Source organism: Bacillus sp. AR2-1 (genome assembly GCF_008368755.1).
Taxonomy (GTDB): Bacteria; Bacillota; Bacilli; order Bacillales; family Bacillaceae_G; genus Bacillus_A; species Bacillus_A wiedmannii.
Window position 1 is genome coordinate 262007 of record NZ_QORY01000017.1, and the last position, 21181, is coordinate 283187.

Sequence of the window (21181 nt, forward strand, 5' to 3'; positions counted from 1 at the left end):
CTCATATTTCCATACTATAATTCTAATATGGAAATGAAATGTGTCAATTTTATGAGTATATTGCGATAAACAGATGATAAGCGTATAATACTTATTATATGTGAAAACGCATTATTAAAATAAAAAAATGTTTTATAAAAATGAAAAGGAAAGGGCAGGAATATGGGAGACGAAAATCAAGGATTTGCTAGACCACAAAGAAGAAAAAGGAAGTTTGACATTTCTAGCCCAGTCGGCATTATAGTAGGTTTTGCTATAGTGATAGCGGCAATTATGATTGGCGGCGGCGGAATAAAAGCTTTTAAAAACTTTTTAGATATTTCATCTATTTTAATTGTCATAGGGGGAACTACAGCGACAATTGTTGTGGCATATCGATTTGGAGAAATAAAAAAATATACGAAAAGCATCTTTACTGTTTTACATAGAAAAGAAGAAAATTTAGAACAGTTAACGGATTTATTTGTTGATTTTTCTAAAAAGTCTAAAAAACATGGCCTACTTTCTTTAGAAGTTGATGGAGAGCAAGTAGACAATCCTTTTATTCAAAAAGGAATTCGATTAATGTTAAGTGGTTACGATGAAGATGAATTAAAAGAAGTGTTAATGAAAGATGTTGAAACGGAAGTGTATGAGTTAAGAAAAGGGGCAGCATTATTAGATAAAATTGGCGATTTCGCTCCAGCTTGGGGCATGATAGGGACTTTAATCGGTCTTATCATTATGCTTCAAAACTTGCAAGACACATCGCAAATTGGTACAGGGATGGCAGTCGCGATGTTAACGACATTGTATGGGTCAGTACTTGCAAATATGATTGCAATCCCTCTTGCTGAAAAAGTGTATCGTGGTATTGAAGATTTATATACAGAGAAGAAGTTTGTTATTGAAGCGATTTCAGAATTATATCGCGGTCAAATTCCTTCTAAATTAAAGTTGAAACTCGATACATATGTATACGAAACAAAGATAAAAAAAGTAAAACGAGCAGCCTAATATTTCAAGGAGTGGTATGGTTATGATGCAACGACCGCAAAAGGGATCGCCTCGTTGGATGACGACTTTTACAGATTTAACGATGTTATTATTAACTTTTTTTGTATTACTAGTTGCTACATCAAAGCAGGATGCAGTAAAATTGACAAAGATGCTTGAAAAGTTTAGTGACGTGGAGCAAGTAGATGCAAAAGTAATGGGAAATACAATACCAGATATTTCACATGAAAAAAATGATGAAAAAATGGTCTCTAAAAAGAGAATGGACGAATTATATAAAAAGTTAAAAGCATATGTAGATAATAACGGTATTAGTCAAGTGAATGTATATCGAGAGGATACGGGAGTAAGCGTCGTTATAGTAGACAATTTAATATTTGATACGGGTGACGCGAACGTTAAATCGGAAGCGAAAGAGATAATAAGTCAATTAGTTGGATTTTTCCAATCAGTACCAAATCCGATTGTTGTTGAAGGGCATACAGATAGTAGACCGATTCATAACGACAAATTCCCTTCTAACTGGGAGCTGTCTTCAGCAAGAGCAGCAAATATGATTCACCACTTAATCGAAGTGTATAATGTGGATGATAAAAGGCTAGCTGCGGTAGGATATGCAGACACAAAGCCAGTTGTACCAAATGATTCACCGCAAAATTGGGAGAAAAACCGTCGCGTTGTCATTTACATAAAAGAATAGTATATTATCATTTTAATAATAAAATAATGAAAATACGAAAATTCTTTTAAAAAAATATTAAATTTTATCATTTTATTTTGTATAATGAGTGAGAATGATAAGGTGAAATATTAAGATATATTTATACATAGAAGGAGAGAATTAAAAAGAATGGCACATAAAATTTTAGTTGTAGACGATGCGATGTTCATGCGAACGATGATTAAAAACTTATTAAAAAGTAATTCTGAATTTGAAATTATTGGTGAAGCAGAGAATGGAGTAGAAGCAATTCAGAAGTTTAAAGAACTTCAACCGGATATTGTAACATTAGATATTACTATGCCAGAAATGGACGGACTTGAAGCGTTAAAAGAAATTATTAAAATTGATTCAAGTGCAAAAGTTGTTATTTGTTCTGCAATGGGACAACAAGGTATGGTATTAGATGCAATTAAGGGTGGAGCAAAAGACTTTATTGTAAAGCCGTTCCAAGCGGATCGAGTAATTGAAGCTTTAACAAAAGTAGCAAACAGCTAATATAGAAGGGGGTGCCACAAGGAATCTAAACATTGATAGCGGATATGCGTGTGGCCCCCTTTTTTCTTGCTTTAAAACACTAAATTGTTATACATAAATGAAATGTTTGTTAGACAGGTAGGGGATGAAAATGCAAACAGATCTATTAAATATATTTTTTGAGGAATCAGAAGAACATTTACAATCGCTAAATGAAAATGTGCTAACTTTAGAACAAAATCCCACTGATATGGATGTTGTGGGAGAAATATTCCGCTCAGCCCATACATTTAAAGGTATGTCAGCGAGTATGGAATTTACGGAAATGGCGGATTTAACGCATAAAATGGAAAACGTTTTAGATGAAATTCGTCATGGGAATATAGTTGTAAATGCAGAGATTATTGATGTGATTTTTGAGTGCATTGATAATTTAGAGAAGATGGTTGCAGATGTGCAACAAGGCGGAATGGGCAATATTGATGTAATTACAACTAAGCAGAAATTAGAAGCATTATTGAATGGCAATGTAGAAACTCCTGCGGAATATATTGAGCAAGAACTTATAAATAATGATGATGCAGTTTCGCATGAAGTGCATATAACTGTTGAGCAACATGCTATTTTAAAAGCAGTACGTGCAATTATGTGTATTGAAGCACTGCAAAATGTAGGTAATGTACAAAAAACAGTTCCAAGTATTGAAGAAATTGAAGCAGATGCTTTCGGTTTTGAGTTCACAGTATTTATGGATACTGATCAAAGTGAAGAAGAATTAAAACAAGTAGTGCTTCATGTTTCTGAAATTGAGAAAGTAGAAGTGAAGCAAGGACATACATTAAAAGAAGTAGTCTCGAAAGAATTGGGCACACAAGAAGCTATGCAGGAAGATTTACAAGCGGCTACTCATGTGGAATCAACTAAAGAAGTATCGAAGCAATCTGCTAATGCTACACCTGCTAAAAGCGCTGCAAAAACGAAAAATGGTAAAGTGGAAAATCGTTCCATACGTGTTCAATTAGAAAAAATTGAAAGATTAATGAACATGTTTGAAGAAAGTGTAATTGAGCGTGGTCGTATAGATGAATTGGCACAAGCAATTCAAAACAAGGAATTAATTGAGCATTTAAATCGATTAGGCGATATTTCAAAAGATATTCAAAATGTACTACTAAACATGCGTATGGTACCAATTGAAACGGTATTCAATCGTTTCCCGCGTATGGTACGTATGTTAGCGAAAGATTTAGGGAAGAAAATCGATTTACAAATTACAGGTGAAGACACCGAAGTTGATAAAATTGTTATTGATGAAATCGGTGATCCACTCGTCCATTTAATTCGTAATGCAATTGATCACGGTGTTGAAACTGTTGAACAACGTCGTGATGCAGGGAAAAATGAGACAGGTACGATTAAATTAGAAGCGTTTCATAGTGGAAATCATGTCGTTATTCAAATTACGGATGATGGAAATGGAATTCATAAAGGGAAAGTATTAGAAAAAGCGATTAAAAATGGTGTTGTAACAGAATCTGAGGCAAATAAATTAACGGATCGTGAAGTATTTGATTTGATCTTCCAACCAGGATTTAGTACAGCTGAAGTTGTATCCGACCTTTCTGGGCGTGGCGTTGGATTAGATGTAGTGAAACATACGATCCATAGTTTAGGTGGACATTTAATTATTGATTCTGAAGAAGGAAAAGGTAGTACATTTAGAATTGAACTGCCATTAACGTTGTCCATTATTCAATCAATGCTTGTTCAAACGAATGATAAACGTTATGCTTTCCCTCTTGGTAATATTGTTGAAGCAATTCGGATTAAGAGAGAAGACATCCAATCCTTACAAGGAAAAGATGTGTTAAATTACCGTAATCAAATTATTGAAGTGAAGCATTTAAGTACTGTATTTGGTGAAAAAACAGTAGATGAGGCGTTTGCGTCATATGATGGTCAAATGGTTCCTGTGTTAATTGTTCGTAATACACATCGCAGCTATGGACTTATTGTAAACACAATTATCGGTCAAAGAGAAATCGTCTTAAAGTCATTAGGTGACTTCTTTGCAGAGAGTTCTAATTATTTCTCTGGTGCGACAATTCTCGGTGATGGACGAGTGGTCCTCATTTTAAACCCAGAAGGTTTATAATAGGAATGAAGGAAAGCTCCCCACTTGTATACAATTGGGGAGCTTTTTGGTTAATCGTTACTAATCTGAAAATGGGAATAAATACATATTAACGTTTTATATAATAAGTTTGTTAAAATAAAATGAGAGTTTATATCATTTGATAGAAAAACAGAAATGAGGAGGCAGAGAAAATGCCTGAGCAACACACAAAAGGGGATACGAGCACAATTGTGCTAGAAAAAGAAAATGAGCATTTAACGCCTCAAGAATGCGATATTCTTGGCGAAATTGCAAATATATCATTTGGTTCAGCTTCGACTGTATTATCAACAATCTTAAATAGGCAAGTAAGTATTACTGCTCCTCGCATAGAATTGGTAGATTTATATGATTCAAGCGACGTCGAAGTTCCACACGTTGTATTAAACATTCATTTTACAAAAGGATTAGATATGGAAAACCTTCTTGTCCTTAAGCAAGATGTTGCATTATCCATTGCTGATTTAATGATGATGGGAACAGGTGAAGTGGAAGATGGAAAAGAACTTGGTGAATTAGAGCTAAGTGCTGTACAAGAAGCGATGAATCAAATGATGGGGTTCGCAGCTACATCTATGTCAGAATTCTTTCAAGATACAGTAGATATGTCTCCGCCGACAATTAAAGTTGTAAAGTTATCAGAAGAAATGGAGAAAATTTCTGAGATTGATGGGAATCAAACGATTGTTAAAGTATCGTTTGATTTAAAGATAGATAATCTTGTAAACTCTAAACTTGTGCAAATTGTTTCAGTTGAACATGCGAAACGAATGGTAAATAAATTAATGCAATTATCTGGTGGAGTAGAAGAAAAAGATGAGCCAGCAGAAGTAGTGGAAACTGAGATTGTAGAAGAACAAGTTGAAAAAGAGCATTTAACACAGGAAGAGAAAGATGTACTTGGTGAAATTGCAAATATTTCAATTGGTTCCGCTTCAACAGTATTGTCAACACTTTTAAATCAGCCAGTTACAATTAGTACGCCCAATGTAGAATCAATCAATGTTCGTCATTATGACGGAGTACCAGTCCCGTTTGTTATTTTAAATGTTGATTTTGTTGAAGGGCTAAAGAATGAGAATGTATTCGTATTTACGAAAGATGTCGCTTTAACAATGGTAGATTTAATGATGATGGGAACAGGGGAAGTTGATCCAGAGAAGGAGCTTAGTGAATTAGAACTGAGCGGTATTAAAGAAATCATGAACCAAATGATGGGGCATGCTGCGACGGCGATGTCAGAAATGTTTCAAGAAAAAATGGACATGACACCACCAAATGTTAAATTCGTAACGTTAAAAGAAGAAATGGAATATTTGGGAGAGTCAATGAAAGTGGACGAACTCGTCCAAATTACGTTCAATCTTGAAATTGGCGACCTGCTTCAATCGAAAATGTATCAAATTTTACCGATTTCAGAAGCGAAAGAAATGGTAAGAAGACTTCTATATCCAATGGTGGAAGAGGAAGAAGAGATTGTTACGGAAGAAATTGAAGAAGAAAAAATTGTAGAACCTGTTGTGCAACCTATTGAATTTAAAGAAGTAAAACAAATGGAACCAGTATACATGGACACATCTATCTTACAAAATGTAGAAATGAATGTGAAATTTGTATTTGGAAGCACAGTGAAAACAATTCAAGATATTTTAAGTTTACAAGAGAATGAAGCGGTTGTACTAGATGAGGATATTGACGAGCCAATTCGTATTTATGTAAATGATGTATTGGTGGCGTATGGTGAACTTGTAAATGTAGATGGATTTTTCGGAGTAAAAGTGACGAAATCGCTATAAGTCGTTGAAATAGGAGTTTGAGCTAGTAGATGAAAAACGTAAAGTTTTTTCTAATGAGCTGGTTATTCATAAATGTGTGTCTGTTCTTCCCTCTGCAAAGTCAGGCGGAAGAACAAATTGAGCCAGATCAAAAACTAAATGAAATGAATGTACAAGAAGAAAACAAAGAAGTTCAAGAGCAGCCAGAGCAAGTGGAAGTGAATCAAGGTAAAGAGGAACAACAAGAAGTAGCAAATGAACAAGAGGTCGAAAAAAAGATAGAGACGGATCAAGGGGTTATTACAGTAAATAAGTCGGAATTAAAAGTTGGCGAAGAAGTGCGGGTTATTGTAGAGCCGAAAGAGCAAAATGTTCAAAGTATAAAAGGTATTTTGCGCTTGCCAAAAAACGGCGATCAGTATGAACAAGAAAGAATGCTATCGTTTAAGTATGAAGAGGAAACAAAGCGATGGATTGCTAACTACAAGGTCGAAACTTTTGATTTGCAAGGTGATTGGAATCTTCAGCTCATTCAAAGTTCTAAAGAAACTGAGAAAGAAGAGCTTATAGAAAATGAAGTGAAAGTCCCATTTATTCGTATAAATAATGACGCGCCAATAATAGATAAAGAACTGCCGAAGTTGCATAAAGTTACTGTTGACGAGGCGAAAGAGAAGCTAATTGAACGGAAACAAGGCGATTCTATACGTGTGCGAGTGAAGGCGACAGACGTAGAATCAGTTGTGAAAGAGGTTCGTGTTACATTAAAAGGGAAAGAAAATAAAGAGATTACCTTTTTTTTAGATTACAATAAGCGCGACATGGATTGGCAAAAAATATTTGAAATAACGGATGCGTTGCCAATCGGGACGTACGAAATACTTGTAGAGATAGTGGATGCGGCCGGCAATAAACTGGTTGAGGAAAGTGAGTATATCGTTTCTATTTTGGAGCAAAAACCAGAAGATGATAAAAAGAGAGAAGAACGAGAGAATGAAGATAAATTAGAAGATAAGAAAGAACCTGAGAAGCAGGAAGACTCGAAAGTAGAAATCCTGCTTCCAGAAGAAAAACCGCCAGTTGTTCAAATTCCGAAAAAAGAAGAGAAAGTAAACAATCTTATAAAAGAACCATTGATAGAGAAAGAAAAAATTACTTATGTTATAAACGAGCCTCTCACAGACAACAAGGAAGTAAATAAAGCGAAGGCCCAAAAAGATAAAGAGAATAACAATCAAGTCATTTCGAAAAAGAAAGAGAAACAGGAAGAACCAGAAGATAAGAAAGAAGCTAAAAGTGAACAGGGAATACAAGCTTCTAATGTATTTGCTATCATGTCAGGTTTATTCGTATTGTTTTTAGTTTTAAAGAGTAATAAAGAATGGGGCTAAGTATTTCATAGTAGTGGAGGCGCTTAAATGGAAATTAAACGTACGACAATTGAAGATAAGACGCTACAACCATTAAAACAGCCTGCAGCTATTTCGGAACATGAAATTCAGAAAGAACGAAAGCGTAGTAATTTAGTGTTTACTGGACATTCTAAAATTATTACGAAAAATAATGAAATAGGCATTTTGCTTGCAAGTTTAGGTGATGGAAAGGTTATGAAGGAAATGCTTTCTAAAGAGATGGATACAGTGTTACAACTCTTTAAAAAGTTGCATACGTTATCTGGAGAAGGGAAGCAAACAGAAAAAGTATTTGAACAAGTAATGAGAAGTTTACAAGGGCTTGTTAAGCAGGCGCATATAAAAGAACTTCCTTTGTTAGATGGAACGTATGATTTCGCAGAAGTACAACTATCATTTGGTAGAAAGGTACATATTCCGTTATTAGATGTAAGTGCACTCATTTCTAGAGTGGAAAGTGATTCTTCAGAAGGAAATATAAATTTAATGGTAACGGTTATTACTGCTTACATAACGAAATTGTCTAACGAAACTATTTTAATTAGCGTTACAGATCGCACTGCTAAAGAGCGGGATGTAAGTGTATGGAGAGCGCTCGCAGAAATGAATATGACACAATTATCACAGGCCCTGAAACAAACGATGCAAGAACATAAATGGTCTATGACATTTCTTTTTCTCTTTGTATGGATTGTTGCTATTATTTTAATTCGAGTTATATAAAAAGGTCGTCACTTTACATTGTGACGACCTCTTTTATATTTTTTCGTAGAAGAATGTATCAAATCTCTGAAGATTATAACGTTCAGGTGTTAAAATTTGTTCGGTACTACCAACAAATAGTACGCCGCCTTTTCGTAAAGAACGACTAAACTTTTCATAAAGTTTTACCCTTGCTTCTTCAGTAAAGTATATCATTACGTTGCGACAAATGATTAAATCGTAATTTGTATCGAACGACTGCATTAAAAGGTCGTGTTGTTTGAACGTGACGTTTTGCTTAATATTTTGATGTAATGAATATATATCATTCTCTTTTGTGAAATGACGCTCTTTCAAATCGATAGGTAATTCTTTTAAAGAACGTTCTGTATATTGACCGCGTTTTGCAGTTTCTAAAATGTGAAAATCAAGATCTGTTGCTTGTATTTCAAAACGAAATGGAGCTAGATGCTTCGATAAAATTAAAGAGAGTGTATATGGTTCTTCACCGGCAGCGCAAGCGGCACTCCATACTTTTAATTTTCCGTTATTTTGTTCAAGTAATTTTGGTAGTGCTTTCGTCTCTAACGTTTGCCAACGTTCTTTATTTCTAAAAAATTCTGAAACGTTAATTGTAATATAATCAATAAAACTTAAAAATAAATTTTGATTGGTACGTAAATTGCTTAGAAAACTAGTGTAGTTCTCAAAGCCCTTTCTCGAAATAAAAGCATCGATTCTACGACGCATTCTATCTTGTTTATATGAAGTGATATCCATATTGAATTGTTGTTTAAAACTCGCGATAAAATGATCATAATCTTGTTCAATTATCATATTTATAATAGGCACAATAACGATATTGTGCCTCCCCCTTTACATCATACGGATTTTTTGTTCAAAGTTTTTTTTCATCTGTTTTTCATGTAAACCTGGTAAATCATAAATAACAGCATCAATTCCTGCTTCTTTTGCAACGTCAACGGGAATGACAGAAGTATGCTTGTCCCCATTATAAAAACAGAGCACTAAATCGGTATCTTCGATTATTTGTTTTACAAAAAACATATAATCTGATCGGTAAATAGAGTCGGAAGGATGATCAAAAGCGACATACTCGGCTCCGTGTTTTTTTAAGTAATCAACGACCTCTTGAAATTCATCTGTTAATGCTGGTAACGGCTGTAGCGTGTAAAGGCATAAATTTTGAGCGAGTCTTTCGTTTTCGATGAAAAAACGAAGAATCTCATTTTCGATAGATTTATAACATAATATGTAAATTTTATGTTTGTGAGCATAGTCAGTTAAAAATTTTTTTATTTCTTCTTGATCTAATGCTGTTAATTGATTTGAACCACAAAGAAAAATATTCATAGATTTGTGCCACCTCATGCTAAATTGTAACATATCTTTTATAAAAAATAACTGCAAAATATTAGTGTTCAGAGTATAATTATAAATAACTGGATTTTACGATTAAGTTTAGGAAGAAATAAAAAAATAAATAGGTGATATATATGCTGCGTTCGATCTCGCATAATCCAATTTTATCGCATATACCCCCTGCTACTCAAATGCCGAAAGAAGCAAATGTCAGGACAGGACTTGCATTTTCGGATAATTTGCATGCAGATCCGAAAAAAGATAAATTGTTAGAACAAATGGAAGCATTTGTCGATAACATTGGAGAAATTAAAGAGAAAATTGAAATGGAATTAACGCTTGATAATGTAATGGAATACAAAAATACAGTAAAATCATTTTTGAATTTTTACGTAGACAATGTATTGCAATATAAAGATGTCATGTCTCGTCATCCGCGTTACGGATATTCACAGAAAATGACGATTGTAAAACAGGCGGAAATGGGATTAAATGAGCTAGAAGATGTTATGAATTTAATTAATACGAAAACGGGACATTTAGAAATGTTAAATCAGATTGGAGAAATCCACGGTTTAATTGTAAATTTAGTCTTGTAAAAGGGAAGGAAGCTATATGTACATACAATTATATGAAAAGCTCGTTATTATTCAAAAAGCATATGAAAACATTCAAGCGCTTGGAGAACAAATATATGAGAATTTAAAACATAAAAATGTAAATGCAGTTCAAAAGTTACAAGTAGAGCAATTGCAGTACATTGATGGTTTAAAAAAGTTATCAAGTTCATTTGAAGAAATGGTTGTTCAGTTTTGTAAAGAACAAGGCGTGGAATCATTTCGCGTAAGTGCGTTATTTTCGTATTTTTCTCATGAAGAAATTGAAAAAATGGAAGAATTACAAAAAAATGTAGCTGAATTAGAAGAGAATGTAAAAATGATTCTTTTGAAAAATCAATATTACTTAAACGTACTATTAAAAACTACAGAAAGTATTGTGGATTCCGTTTCTGAATATAATTTAGAGCGAAACAATAATTCACAAATCTTTATGAACGAACTATTGTAAAGGGGAAGTGAAGCATTATGAGACTATCTGATTATAATACGCCGTTATCGGGTTTGTTAGCGGCACAAATGGGATTACAAACGACGAAACAAAATTTATCTAACATTCATACGCCTGGTTATGTGCGTCAAATGGCGAATTACGGATCGGCTGGAGCAAGTCAAGGCTATTCACCGGAACAAAAAATAGGTTACGGTGTACAAACGTTAGGCGTTGACCGTATTACTGATGAAGTGAAGACGAAACAGTTTAACGATCAATTATCTCAACTCTCGTACTATAACTACATGAATTCGACTTTATCACGTGTAGAGTCTATGGCTGGAACGACAGGAAAGAATTCATTATCTAGTTTAATGGATGGCTTCTTTAATGCTTTTCGTGAAGTGGCAAAAAATCCAGAACAACCAAACTACTATGATACATTAATTTCTGAAACTGGAAAATTTACAAGTCAAGTAAATCGTCTTGCGAAAAATTTAGATTCAGTGGAATTGCAGACGACAGAAGATATTGAAGCACATGTTAATGAATTTAATCGTCTTGCTGCTAATTTAGCGGAGGCGAATAAAAAAATTGGAGAAGCAGGTACACAAGTACCGAATCAACTTTTAGATGAACGTGATCGTATCATTACAGAGATGTCTAAGTATGCAAATATAGAAGTATCTTATGAATCTATGAATCCTAATATGGCGAGTGTTAGAATGAATGGTGCTTTAACGGTAAATGGGCAAGATGCATACCCACTTCAATTAAATAAAGAAAAAGAACCAATGTCAGTTGAGATTTATGGTTTGGAAATTCCCTTAGCTAGTGGAGCAATCCAATCAGCAATCGATACGAAAGCAAAGATTGCTAGTTATAAGAAAAACCTTGAAGAATTAATGAGTTCTGTAAAGAATGAAGTGAACACAGTAATGGGGAAAGAGTTCTTCGTTGGTGATCAAGCGAAAGATATGAAATTAAACCCTGAATTTGCAAAAGATATTTCGAAAATGAAAATATCAGCTGAAACAGCAAATAAACTAGCAGCAATTACAGACGGAGATTATAAAGTAGGTCTTTCATATAAACAAGCATTAGACCAATTCGTAGTTGGTCTTGCATCTGATAAAAGTGCAGTAAATGCTTATCAAAAAATTCATGGGGATTTATTAGAGGGAATTCAGCAAGAAAAGATGGGCATCGAAGGTGTGAATATGGAAGAGGAAATGGTTAATTTAATGGCTTTCCAAAAATACTTCGTCGCAAACTCTAAAGCTATGACGACGATGAATGAAGTGTTTGATAGCCTGTTTTCAATTATTCGATAGGTGATAGTAATTGACTGGAAATATAAAAGGAGGAGATAGAAATGAGAGTATCTACATTTCAAAATGCAAGTTGGGCAAAGAATCAGTTAATGGATTTAAATGTGCAACAGCAATACCACCGAAATCAAGTAACTTCAGGGAAGAAAAACCTTCTTATGAGTGAAGATCCACTTGCGGCAAGTAAATCATTTGCGATTCAACATTCTTTGGCGAATATTGAACAAATGCAAAAAGATATAGCGGATTCGAAAAATGTGTTAACACAAACTGAAAATACTTTACAAGGTATTTTTAAATCTTTAACGAGAGCAGATCAATTAACGGTGCAGGCATTAAGTGAGCAAAATGGTGAAAAAGAATTGAAAGCCATCGGTGCAGAGATTGATCAAATTTTAAAACAAGTTGTATATTTAGCGAATACGAAAGAGCAAGGTCGTTATATTTTCGGTGGTGATAGTGCAGAAAAGCCGCCATTTACAGAAAATGGTACGTATCAAGGTGGACAAAATGATGTGAACTGGCAACTAAATGACGGTTATGAATTAAAAGCATTTCGTAACGGAGATGCGCTATTATCCCCTGTTATAAAAACGTTAAAACAGATGAGTGAAGCGATGCAAAAAGGTGACCAAAAAGCATTACAGCCTTTATTAGGAGAAAATAAGAAAAATTTAGATGGCATCATTAATCGTACAACTGAAGTCGGTTCAACAATGAACACAATGGAGACGTTTAAAACAATTTTAAGTGAGCAAAATTTAGCGCTTCAAGAGAACCGTAAAGACATTGAAGATGTCGATTTAGCGGTAGCAATTTCTGACTTAGCATATATTAATGCGACGTATGAAGCGACGCTTAAAGCAGTTAGTACGATGAGTAAAACGAGTATTTTAGACTACATGTAATCTACAAGGAGTGAGAAAAATGGCAGGAACAACGATGACAGGTATTGGTGGTAGACAACAGATTTGGAACCTTGGAAATAATATAATTGATACTTCTAACTTAGTAGAATTAGAGCTGCAAGCGTTAGATATGAGGAAAACACCGTATACGAAAGAAAAGAACGACCTTACAAATGATAAACTACTATATACAAGTTTGAAATCGGAATTTAGCTCTTTCACACAAACTTTTAAAAACTTAGCAGCTTTTAAAGGTAATGAAAAAAAAGTAACGACAACGCAAGAAGGCTATATAGATGTAAAAGCTGATGGTGGTGCGATTGCGGGTACTTTTAATATGACGATTACACAGCTTGCACAGCGTCATCAAATAGCTTCAAATGAAATTAAAGATATAAATGCAAAGCTTCCTAAAGATGAAACATTAAAACTAGGTGATAAAGAACTAAAAGTAACAACTGATATGACATATAAAGATTTAATTAACAAAATTAATGATGGAGATTATGGTGTATCAGCTTATACACTTGGAAATAAAATTTTCATGACCTCGAAAAATGAAGGGGCAACGAATGAAATTAAATTAGAAAAGACACCGCCTAATGTACTTACAGAATTATTTTATTCGAAAGTGGAATCTACAACGGAAATGAAATTAAATACTATTAATGAAGCGTTGGATGCAAAATATACTATTAATGGTATTGATGGTACAAGTCCGAGCAATACAATTGAAACACTTCCAGGTGTGAAAATTGAATTATTGAAAGTAACTGAACCGAAAGTAGAAGGAACACCAGATGCAGGTACAACAACAACAGAACCAAAAGCAAAAGGCATAGATCTAAAATTCACAGTAAATGACTCAAACGTAACAGACGCATCAAATGTTATTAAAAAGATGGTTGCGGATTATAATAAAGCTGTTTCTACAGTGGATATCTTTGCTGGTAAAGGTGGAGCTTTCCAAGGTCAAGCCATTATGCAAAGTGTACGTCAAGCGATGAACAATGTTGTAACATTTTCACAAGATGGCAATTATTTATTCACATTTGGTATTCAATTAAAGCAAGATGGCACGATGGAAGTTAATGACGAAGCATTAACGAAAGCGTTAAAAGAAAAACCAGATGCAGCGAAGCAATTTTTCTTCAGCTCTAACGGTTTAGGGAAAATGATGGAAGAGCCACTTGATAAATTATTTGGTGATAAAGGTGTAGTTGGAGAACGTGTAAAAAACATTGATTCACGTGTAAGTGATTTAGATAAAAAGATTAAAGATATTGAAACGCAAAACTTGCAAAAACAAGATGAAATTGTGAAAAAGTATCAAAAGTTAGAAAGTACGTTAGCGGCGCTGGATAGCCAACTAAAAACAATTAAAGCAATGACAAAACAAAAAAGTGATGATTAATGAAAGTTGAGGAAGTGATCGTATGCAAGCATGGCAACGTTATATGCAAAATGATATTATGACGAGTAATCCGATTAAAAATACAATTTTTATTTATGAAAGATGTATTGTAGAGTTTCGTAATTTAGAAGAACTTTTACATACTTTTAAACTACAAGAAGGAGATGCACTTCTCGAAAAGTTAGAACGCATTTTTGAAGAATTAAAGCTTCAATTGAATCCTGAAATTACGAAAGATTTATATGATAGTTTATTTGGTTTATATGATTGGATTAGCATACAAATTCAAGCGATGAAAGTAACGCGTGAAGCAAAAGACATGGATGCGATTGTGAAAGTGTTACAAGATTTAATAGACGGTTACCGCGGAGCACTTGAAAATGAACAATGATATTTATCGGGCGTTTGTCGGCTGTTTTAATGAAATCGGTGAATTGCTAGTATCAGATGGAGAGTTTGCTGAGAAGAGTGAGATGTTAAATCGCTGGATGATGACATTGGATGAGGAAACACGTGCGCAAGTTGCAGCAGAAGTAAGCCCATTCATTATTAAGGCGGCACAGCATATTCGAGATAAGCAAAAGATTTTGGAAGAAATGATTATGACAAATGATGGGCGCATGAAAGCTAATTCATTCTACGGTAAATTTTAGTGATAGAGTTTAGAAACGGATTCCCCTTTTAAGAGGGGATCCATTCCTTTGTTTAAATAAAGACTTCCGCTGATTGAGGTTTCATTTTATGACTGTAATGAAAAATAGTAGTAATCTAAATAATGTAAAAATGAACTTTAGTTTGTAGATCATATATTGAAATGTTCCGTAGATTATTGCGTGTATACAGTTTTTTGTATTCTTTTTTATATTTTTGTATTTTCCTAAAGACAACAATGGAAAAATGGAATAAAATATGTAAGGGTACATGATTGTTAATATTTTAATAAACACATATAAGAAAATAAATAATGAAGTGAAACTTCCATCAGTGGATTATTAAGTTAAAAAAGAAAGGGTGTGGAATATGCCAGATTTAGTGAGTGATGTAGGGCATTATATGAATTATTTAGTGACGAAACGAAATACTGTTTCTAGTAATATTGCAAATGCAAATACACCCGGCTATAAAGCGCAAGATGTAACATTTGCTGAGCAAATGAATAAAAGTAGTGCATTATATAAGAACAATGCTGCAGACTTAAAGAGCAATCCAAATTTATATCAAACGAATGAAATGCACTTGCCGACAGTGAATACGAAAAATACATATGCAAAGATGCAAACAAAATCAATGCAAACGAATAAAGATGGAAATAGTGTGGATGTAACGACAGAAATGCTAGATCTAATGAAAGCAAATCAGTTATACGGTATTTCAATTAACGCGATTAATACACAATATGCAATTAACCAAGCGGCACGCGGACGTTAAAAGTAGAAGGAGAGACAACAATGTTTCAGGCAATTAATGCAAGTGGCTCAGGGCTAACGACAGCGAGAAAGTGGATGGAAGTTACTTCTAACAATATTGTAAATGCAAATACAACGGCTGCTCCGGGGGCAGATTTATATGAGCGTCGTAGTGTAGTGCTAGAATCAAACAATAGTTTTGCAAATATGTTAGAGGGGTCTCCTACAAATGGAGTAAAAATAAAAAGTATTGAGGCAGACAAAACGGAAAACTTAGTGTATGATCCAACACATCCGCATGCAAATGAAGAAGGATATGTACGTTATCCAAATATTGATGTGACTGCTGAAATGACGAATGTAATGGTTGCCCAAAAAATGTACGAAGCAAATACAAGTGTATTAAATGCGAATAAGAAAATGCTTGATAAAGATTTAGAAATTGGCCGAGGATAAGGGGGAATATAGTAATATGAAAATCCAACCAATGTTAAATACGCAACCATTTGGAGCAATTCAGTCAATTGGTGCACCGAAAACGTCTCAAACATCTGTAGTTGAGGGGAAAAAGTTTATTGATTTATTGGAAGATATGAATCAAACGCAAAACAATGCGCAAACAGCAGTATACGATTTACTAACTAAAGGGGTAGGGGAAACGCATGACGTTTTAATTCAGCAGAAGAAGGCTGAGTCTCAAATGAAAACGGCTGCTCTCGTACGTGATAATCTTATTGAAAATTATAAGTCACTAATTAATATGCAAATTTAGGAAAGTGGACGGGTGTGTTTAAATGGAAAAGATAAAAAATGTTATCCAATCGTTAAAAACGTGGCATAAGTTAGTAATCGGTGCTGCGCTTTTAGCGATTGTAACAGGAGCACTTTTATACTTCACCTTGCCAGATAAATATGTTGTTGTATATCAAAATTTAAATGATGCAGATAAGCAAGAGATTACAGCAGAATTATCGAAGTTAGGTGTCGATTATCAATTAGCGGCCGATGGTTCGATTCGTGTGCAAAAGAATGATGCTCCATGGGTTCGAAAAGAAATGAATGGAATGGGCTTACCGTTTAATTCTAAAAGCGGTGAGGAAATTTTATTAGAAAGCTCGCTCGGATCAAGTGAGCAAGATAAAAAAATGAAGCAAATTGTCGGTACGAAAAAGCAATTGGAGCAAGATATCGTAAGAAACTTTGCGACAGTTGAAACGGCGAATGTTCAAATTACATTACCTGAAAAAGAGACAATTTTTGATGAAGAAAAAGCAAAAGGAACAGCTGCGATTACGGTTGGAGTGAAACGTGGCCAATTATTAACGGCAGATCAGGTTGCAGGTATACAGCAAATGATTAGTGCAGCAGTTCCAGGTGTAAAAGCAGAAGAAGTAAGTGTGATTGATAGCAAAAAAGGTATTATCTCAAAAGGAGCAGATGAAGCACATTCCACTAGTTCCTCTTCTTATGAAAAAGAAGTAGAGATGCAGCAACAAATTGAAGGTAAATTAAAGCAAGATATTGATGCAACATTAATGACGATGTTTAAACCGAATGAATATAAAGTGAATACGAAAGTGTCTGTAAACTATGATGAAGTTACACGCCAGTCAGAAAAATATGGTGATAAAGGTGTACTTCGTAGTAAACAAGAGCAAGAAGAAAGCTCTACTGCACAAGAAGGAGCAGAGACGAAACAAGGCGCTGGTATTACAGCGAACGGTGAAGTACCAAATTACGGTACGAACAATAATCAAAATGGTAAAATCGTCTATGATAATAAAAATGGTAACAAAATTGAAAACTATGAAATAGATAAAACAGTTGAAACAATTAAGAAACACCCAGAATTAACGAAAACAAATGTTGTAGTATGGGTAGACAACGATACGTTAGTAAAACGAAAAATAGATATGACTACTTTCAAAGAAGCAATCGGCACAGCTGCTGGGCTTCAAGCTGATCCGAATGGAAACTTTACAAACGGTCAAGTTAACGTTGTAACTGTTCAGTTTGATCAGCCGAAAGAAGAGAAGAAGAAAGAACCAGAAGAAAGCGGTATAAACTGGTGGTTATTCGGTGGAATTCCAGCTGGTTTATTAGCGATTGGTGGTCTAGTATGGTTCTTATTAGCAAGACGTAAGAGAAAGAAAGAAGAAGAGGAATATGAAGAATACTTAGCAGAAGAGGAAATTGCTGCAAGTAGTGAAAGTATTATGGAAATTCCTGAAGAAAAAATAGTACCGGAATCAAAACCAGAACCAGAAGAACCGAAAGAACCAACGTTAGATGAACAAGTGCATGATGCTACGAAAGAGCATGTAGAAGGAACTGCAAAAGTAATTAAAAAATGGTTAAATGGACAGTAAGGGAGGAACAACGATGTTAGATGAAATCTCCTCCAAAGAAAAAGCTGCCATCCTTATTCGTACATTAGAAGAAGGGGTGGCAGCAAAAGTCATTGAATATATGACGGCTGAGGAAAAAGAAGTATTACTTCGTGAAATCGCGAAGTTTCGTGTATATAAACCGGAAACGTTAGAAAATGTACTAGGGGAGTTCTTATATGAATTAAATGTAAAAGAATTAAACCTAGTGACTCCGGATAAAGAATATATTCGTCGCATATTTAAAAATATGCCAGAAGACGAACTAGAAAAATTATTGGAAGATCTTTGGTATAACAAAGATAATCCGTTTGAATTCTTAAATTCACTTACAGATTTAGAACCACTTCTTACTGTACTTAATGATGAGTCACCACAAACAATTGCAATTATCGCTTCTTATATTAAACCGCAGCTTGCTTCTCAATTAATTGAGAGATTACCAGATCATAAGCGAGTAGAAACGGTAATGGGGATTGCGAAGCTAGAGCAAGTTGATGGTGAATTAATAAATCAAATTGGTGATTTATTAAAATCAAAATTAAATAATATGGCATTTAATGCAATTAATAAAACGGATGGCTTGAAAACAATAGTAAACATTTTAAATAACGTTTCACGAGGTGTTGAAAAAACAGTCTTTCAAAAGCTGGATGAAATGGATTATGAGTTATCTGAGAAAATTAAAGAAAACATGTTTGTATTTGAAGACTTACTCGGACTTGAAGATCTTGCACTTCGTCGTGTATTAGAAGAAATTACAGATAATGGTGTTATTGCGAAAGCACTTAAAATAGCAAAAGAAGAAATTAAAGAGAAATTATTTACATGTATGTCTTCAAACCGTAAAGAGATGATTCTAGAAGAATTAGATGGCTTAGGACCGCTTAAGATGACGGATGCTGAAAAGGCACAGCAAACGATTACAGGCACAGTGAAAAAGCTAGAGAAGGAAGGAAGAATTATCGTTCAAAGAGGTGAAGATGATGTCCTTATTTAAAAACAGAATTCCGAAGAATTCTGTTTCTTTTTCTGAAGAAACGTATGAATTACAATACCCAAAGCCAGCCTCAGTTCATATAGAAGAGGAAGAATCACAAGTTGATCATGCAGAACTTCGCGTGCAGCAAGAATCGTTACATATGGAAATGAATCAATTAAGGCAAGAACAGCAAACGCTAGAACGAGAGCGTCAACAACTATTGCAAGATAAAGAACAATTTCAAATGTATATTCATGAACAAATGGAACAGATGGAAGTAGCACGTATGCAGTTTCAACAAGAACAACAAGAAACAGCATATGAATGGACAGAGTTATTATGGAATCAATCTTTTCATCTAGCAGAAAAAATCGTGAATCAAGCAGTAGATTCACGATTGCTTGATGTGTTACCCGTTTTAACTGGCATCGTTCAAACGTTGCCTACTTCTTTTGAAAAATTAGTCATTACAGTACATCCAGAAACATTTGAACGTATTCAAGAAGAGAAGGAAAATACGAAAGAGTATTGGTTACTACAATTAGTAGAATGGAAATACGATTTCTCCTTGCAGTTCGGTGAATTTGTTCTGGAAGAAGAGAAAGAGTTCTTTGAATTTAAATTTGCACCTATATTTGCGAAACTTCGCCAGAAATGGGAAGAGGGGAAGTTATTTGAGGAGCAAAATGTATGAATAACAAGCTCATGAACGAACATAGTAAATGGAATACGTTTATTGAAACCCCGTTTTATACGAAAGTCGGTAAAGTTCATAGTGTACAAGAACAGTTTTTCGTAGCGAAAGGGCCAAAGGCGAAAATTGGAGATGTTTGTTTCGTTGGGGAACATAATGTTTTATGTGAAGTGATTGCGATTGAAAAAGAAAACAATATGCTACTTCCATTTGAGCAAACAGAAAAAGTATGTTATGGAGATTCAGTTACATTAGTTGCAGAGGATGTTGTCATACCTCGTGGGAATCATTTACTCGGAAAAGTGTTAAGCGCAAATGGCGAAGTACTAAATGAGGATGCAGAGAATATTCCATTACAAAAAATAAAACTAGATGCCCCGCCTATTCATGCATTTGAACGTGAAGAAATTACCGATGTATTTGAAACTGGAATCAAATCGATTGATTCTATGCTAACAATTGGCATCGGTCAAAAGATTGGTATTTTTGCAGGTTCTGGTGTTGGTAAATCTACTTTACTCGGAATGATTGCAAAAAATGCAAAAGCTGACATTAATGTTATTAGCTTAGTAGGAGAACGTGGCCGGGAAGTAAAAGACTTTATTCGAAAAGAACTAGGTGAAGAAGGAATGCGAAAAAGCGTCGTTGTTGTAGCGACGTCAGATGAAAGTCACCTAATGCAACTTCGTGCAGCGAAACTTGCAACGTCTATTGCTGAATATTTCCGTGATCAAGGTAATAACGTACTACTTATGATGGACTCTGTTACTCGTTTTGCTGATGCGCGTAGAAGTGTTGATATTGCCGTTAAAGAGTTGCCGATCGGTGGTAAAACACTCTTAATGGAAAGTTATATGAAGAAGCTGTTAGAGCGCTCTGGGAAAACACAAAAGGGATCCATAACAGGTATTTATACCGTACTCGTTGATGGAGACGATTTAAACGGCCCTGTACCAGATTTAGCGCGTGGTATTTTAGATGGACATATTGTATTAAAACGTGAGCTTGCAACACTTAGTCATTACCCTGCTATTTCAGTGCTAGACTCAGTGAGTAGGATTATGGAAGAAATCGTTTCGCCAACTCATTGGCAACTTGCAAATGAAATGAGAAAAATCTTATCTGTTTATAAAGAAAATGAATTGTATTTTAAATTAGGGACGATTCAAGAAAATGCAGAAAATGCTTATATTTTTGAATGTAAAAACAAAGTAGAAGGTATAAATACGTTTTTAAAACAAGGTCGATCTGATAGTTTCCAATTTGATGATATTGTTGAAGCGATGCACCATACAGTATAAGACCTCTGCCAAAGAGGTCTTATTTTTTTGTTTTTTAATATTTCACAGATTTTTTTGGAAAAAAAC

Annotated in this window: 23 protein-coding genes; 21 read left to right on the plus strand and 2 right to left on the minus strand. The window is 34.4% G+C overall.

Annotated elements, in window-relative coordinates; all coding sequences use genetic code 11:
* The first annotated feature begins 162 nt into the window (after positions 1-162).
* The 7 genes from DT250_RS20055 (at position 163) to DT250_RS20085 (ending at position 8280) form a co-directional block, all read left to right on the plus strand.
* Positions 163-996, plus strand: coding sequence for a flagellar motor protein MotP (locus tag DT250_RS20055; protein WP_149213605.1), 834 nt, complete (start codon positions 163-165; stop codon positions 994-996).
* Between the two features lie 22 nt (positions 997-1018).
* On the plus strand, positions 1019-1696 hold the full coding sequence (locus tag DT250_RS20060; protein WP_149213606.1) for an OmpA family protein: 678 nt from the start codon (positions 1019-1021) through the stop codon (positions 1694-1696).
* 150 nt (positions 1697-1846) lie between these two features.
* Complete coding sequence (locus tag DT250_RS20065) at positions 1847-2215, plus strand: response regulator (protein WP_000940570.1); 369 nt, start codon at positions 1847-1849, stop codon at positions 2213-2215.
* A gap of 130 nt (positions 2216-2345) precedes the next feature.
* Positions 2346-4349 (plus strand): chemotaxis protein CheA, encoded by a 2004-nt coding sequence (locus DT250_RS20070; RefSeq protein ID WP_098650490.1) that lies wholly within the window; start codon positions 2346-2348, stop codon positions 4347-4349.
* A gap of 173 nt (positions 4350-4522) precedes the next feature.
* Positions 4523-6166, plus strand: a complete 1644-nt coding sequence (locus DT250_RS20075) for a flagellar motor switch protein (protein ID WP_016088543.1) — start codon at positions 4523-4525, stop codon at positions 6164-6166.
* Between the two features lie 29 nt (positions 6167-6195).
* On the plus strand, positions 6196-7536 hold the full coding sequence (locus tag DT250_RS20080) for a transglycosylase (RefSeq protein WP_149213607.1): 1341 nt from the start codon (positions 6196-6198) through the stop codon (positions 7534-7536).
* Between the two features lie 27 nt (positions 7537-7563).
* Positions 7564-8280: a hypothetical protein gene (locus tag DT250_RS20085; RefSeq protein WP_149213608.1), complete on the plus strand. Its 717-nt coding sequence runs from the start codon at positions 7564-7566 to the stop codon at positions 8278-8280.
* Positions 8281-8313: 33 nt separating this feature from the next.
* Here DT250_RS20085 and cheR read toward each other — a convergent pair whose 3' ends face one another.
* Both cheR and DT250_RS20095 read right to left on the minus strand, forming a co-directional pair.
* On the minus strand, positions 8314-9096 hold the full coding sequence (gene cheR, locus DT250_RS20090) for a protein-glutamate O-methyltransferase CheR (RefSeq protein ID WP_149213609.1): 783 nt from the start codon (positions 9094-9096) through the stop codon (positions 8314-8316).
* Positions 9097-9135: 39 nt separating this feature from the next.
* The gene (locus DT250_RS20095; RefSeq protein WP_149213610.1) at positions 9136-9633 is read right to left on the minus strand and encodes a flagellar motor switch protein FliG; all 498 of its coding nucleotides are present in this window, start codon (positions 9631-9633) and stop codon (positions 9136-9138) included.
* Positions 9634-9776: 143 nt separating this feature from the next.
* Here DT250_RS20095 and DT250_RS20100 point away from each other — a divergent pair, with 143 nt between their 5' ends.
* From DT250_RS20100 to fliI, 14 genes are all read left to right on the plus strand, one after another.
* Positions 9777-10241 carry a YaaR family protein gene (locus DT250_RS20100; protein WP_000946323.1) on the plus strand — a complete coding sequence of 155 codons (465 nt, stop codon included), beginning with the start codon at positions 9777-9779 and terminating at the stop codon, positions 10239-10241.
* Positions 10242-10257: 16 nt separating this feature from the next.
* Complete coding sequence (locus DT250_RS20105; protein ID WP_048561273.1) at positions 10258-10710, plus strand: hypothetical protein; 453 nt, start codon at positions 10258-10260, stop codon at positions 10708-10710.
* A 17-nt stretch (positions 10711-10727) separates the two neighbouring features.
* A complete protein-coding gene (flgK, locus tag DT250_RS20110; protein WP_149213611.1) occupies positions 10728-12026 on the plus strand; it encodes a flagellar hook-associated protein FlgK in 1299 nt (432 codons plus the stop codon).
* A 41-nt stretch (positions 12027-12067) separates the two neighbouring features.
* The gene (locus DT250_RS20115) at positions 12068-12931 is read left to right on the plus strand and encodes a flagellar hook-associated protein 3 (RefSeq protein WP_149213612.1); all 864 of its coding nucleotides are present in this window, start codon (positions 12068-12070) and stop codon (positions 12929-12931) included.
* Positions 12932-12950: 19 nt separating this feature from the next.
* Positions 12951-14345, plus strand: coding sequence for a flagellar hook-associated protein 2 (locus tag DT250_RS20120; RefSeq protein WP_149213613.1), 1395 nt, complete (start codon positions 12951-12953; stop codon positions 14343-14345).
* A 22-nt stretch (positions 14346-14367) separates the two neighbouring features.
* Positions 14368-14736 carry a flagellar export chaperone FliS gene (locus DT250_RS20125; protein WP_149213614.1) on the plus strand — a complete coding sequence of 123 codons (369 nt, stop codon included), beginning with the start codon at positions 14368-14370 and terminating at the stop codon, positions 14734-14736.
* On the plus strand, positions 14726-14998 hold the full coding sequence (locus DT250_RS20130) for a hypothetical protein (protein WP_001058064.1): 273 nt from the start codon (positions 14726-14728) through the stop codon (positions 14996-14998). The genes DT250_RS20125 and DT250_RS20130 overlap by 11 nt, the downstream gene beginning before the upstream one ends.
* Positions 14999-15365: 367 nt before the next feature.
* Positions 15366-15773: a flagellar basal body rod protein FlgB gene (gene flgB, locus DT250_RS20135; protein ID WP_001113102.1), complete on the plus strand. Its 408-nt coding sequence runs from the start codon at positions 15366-15368 to the stop codon at positions 15771-15773.
* Positions 15774-15793: 20 nt separating this feature from the next.
* Positions 15794-16207, plus strand: coding sequence for a flagellar basal body rod protein FlgC (gene flgC / locus DT250_RS20140; protein WP_000484678.1), 414 nt, complete (start codon positions 15794-15796; stop codon positions 16205-16207).
* A gap of 16 nt (positions 16208-16223) precedes the next feature.
* Positions 16224-16523 (plus strand): flagellar hook-basal body complex protein FliE, encoded by a 300-nt coding sequence (gene fliE / locus DT250_RS20145; RefSeq protein WP_000701682.1) that lies wholly within the window; start codon positions 16224-16226, stop codon positions 16521-16523.
* Positions 16524-16545: 22 nt separating this feature from the next.
* On the plus strand, positions 16546-18120 hold the full coding sequence (locus DT250_RS20150) for a flagellar M-ring protein FliF C-terminal domain-containing protein (protein ID WP_149213615.1): 1575 nt from the start codon (positions 16546-16548) through the stop codon (positions 18118-18120).
* A 13-nt stretch (positions 18121-18133) separates the two neighbouring features.
* Positions 18134-19138 (plus strand): flagellar motor switch protein FliG, encoded by a 1005-nt coding sequence (locus DT250_RS20155; RefSeq protein WP_000883361.1) that lies wholly within the window; start codon positions 18134-18136, stop codon positions 19136-19138.
* Positions 19125-19814: a FliH/SctL family protein gene (locus tag DT250_RS20160; RefSeq protein ID WP_149213616.1), complete on the plus strand. Its 690-nt coding sequence runs from the start codon at positions 19125-19127 to the stop codon at positions 19812-19814. Before DT250_RS20155 ends, DT250_RS20160 begins: the two co-directional genes overlap by 14 nt.
* Complete coding sequence (gene fliI, locus DT250_RS20165) at positions 19811-21115, plus strand: flagellar protein export ATPase FliI (RefSeq protein ID WP_098639742.1); 1305 nt, start codon at positions 19811-19813, stop codon at positions 21113-21115. The genes DT250_RS20160 and fliI overlap by 4 nt, the downstream gene beginning before the upstream one ends.
* Positions 21116-21181 lie beyond the last annotated feature (66 nt).

Excerpts from the sequence above, each read along its gene's own strand:
- DT250_RS20055 (WP_149213605.1), top strand. The coding sequence starts at position 163 with ATGGGAGACGAAAATCAAGGATTTGCTAGACCACAAAGAAGAAAAAGG.
- DT250_RS20060 (WP_149213606.1), top strand. The coding sequence starts at position 1,019 with ATGATGCAACGACCGCAAAAGGGATCGCCTCGTTGGATGACGACTTTT.
- DT250_RS20065 (WP_000940570.1), top strand. The coding sequence starts at position 1,847 with ATGGCACATAAAATTTTAGTTGTAGACGATGCGATGTTCATGCGAACG.
- DT250_RS20070 (WP_098650490.1), top strand. The coding sequence starts at position 2,346 with ATGCAAACAGATCTATTAAATATATTTTTTGAGGAATCAGAAGAACAT.
- DT250_RS20075 (WP_016088543.1), top strand. The coding sequence starts at position 4,523 with ATGCCTGAGCAACACACAAAAGGGGATACGAGCACAATTGTGCTAGAA.
- DT250_RS20080 (WP_149213607.1), top strand. The coding sequence starts at position 6,196 with ATGAAAAACGTAAAGTTTTTTCTAATGAGCTGGTTATTCATAAATGTG.
- DT250_RS20085 (WP_149213608.1), top strand. The coding sequence starts at position 7,564 with ATGGAAATTAAACGTACGACAATTGAAGATAAGACGCTACAACCATTA.
- cheR (WP_149213609.1), bottom strand. The coding sequence starts at position 9,096 with ATGATAATTGAACAAGATTATGATCATTTTATCGCGAGTTTTAAACAA.
- DT250_RS20095 (WP_149213610.1), bottom strand. The coding sequence starts at position 9,633 with ATGAATATTTTTCTTTGTGGTTCAAATCAATTAACAGCATTAGATCAA.
- DT250_RS20100 (WP_000946323.1), top strand. The coding sequence starts at position 9,777 with ATGCTGCGTTCGATCTCGCATAATCCAATTTTATCGCATATACCCCCT.
- DT250_RS20105 (WP_048561273.1), top strand. The coding sequence starts at position 10,258 with ATGTACATACAATTATATGAAAAGCTCGTTATTATTCAAAAAGCATAT.
- flgK (WP_149213611.1), top strand. The coding sequence starts at position 10,728 with ATGAGACTATCTGATTATAATACGCCGTTATCGGGTTTGTTAGCGGCA.
- DT250_RS20115 (WP_149213612.1), top strand. The coding sequence starts at position 12,068 with ATGAGAGTATCTACATTTCAAAATGCAAGTTGGGCAAAGAATCAGTTA.
- DT250_RS20120 (WP_149213613.1), top strand. The coding sequence starts at position 12,951 with ATGGCAGGAACAACGATGACAGGTATTGGTGGTAGACAACAGATTTGG.
- DT250_RS20125 (WP_149213614.1), top strand. The coding sequence starts at position 14,368 with ATGCAAGCATGGCAACGTTATATGCAAAATGATATTATGACGAGTAAT.
- DT250_RS20130 (WP_001058064.1), top strand. The coding sequence starts at position 14,726 with ATGAACAATGATATTTATCGGGCGTTTGTCGGCTGTTTTAATGAAATC.
- flgB (WP_001113102.1), top strand. The coding sequence starts at position 15,366 with ATGCCAGATTTAGTGAGTGATGTAGGGCATTATATGAATTATTTAGTG.
- flgC (WP_000484678.1), top strand. The coding sequence starts at position 15,794 with ATGTTTCAGGCAATTAATGCAAGTGGCTCAGGGCTAACGACAGCGAGA.
- fliE (WP_000701682.1), top strand. The coding sequence starts at position 16,224 with ATGAAAATCCAACCAATGTTAAATACGCAACCATTTGGAGCAATTCAG.
- DT250_RS20150 (WP_149213615.1), top strand. The coding sequence starts at position 16,546 with ATGGAAAAGATAAAAAATGTTATCCAATCGTTAAAAACGTGGCATAAG.
- DT250_RS20155 (WP_000883361.1), top strand. The coding sequence starts at position 18,134 with ATGTTAGATGAAATCTCCTCCAAAGAAAAAGCTGCCATCCTTATTCGT.
- DT250_RS20160 (WP_149213616.1), top strand. The coding sequence starts at position 19,125 with ATGTCCTTATTTAAAAACAGAATTCCGAAGAATTCTGTTTCTTTTTCT.
- fliI (WP_098639742.1), top strand. The coding sequence starts at position 19,811 with ATGAATAACAAGCTCATGAACGAACATAGTAAATGGAATACGTTTATT.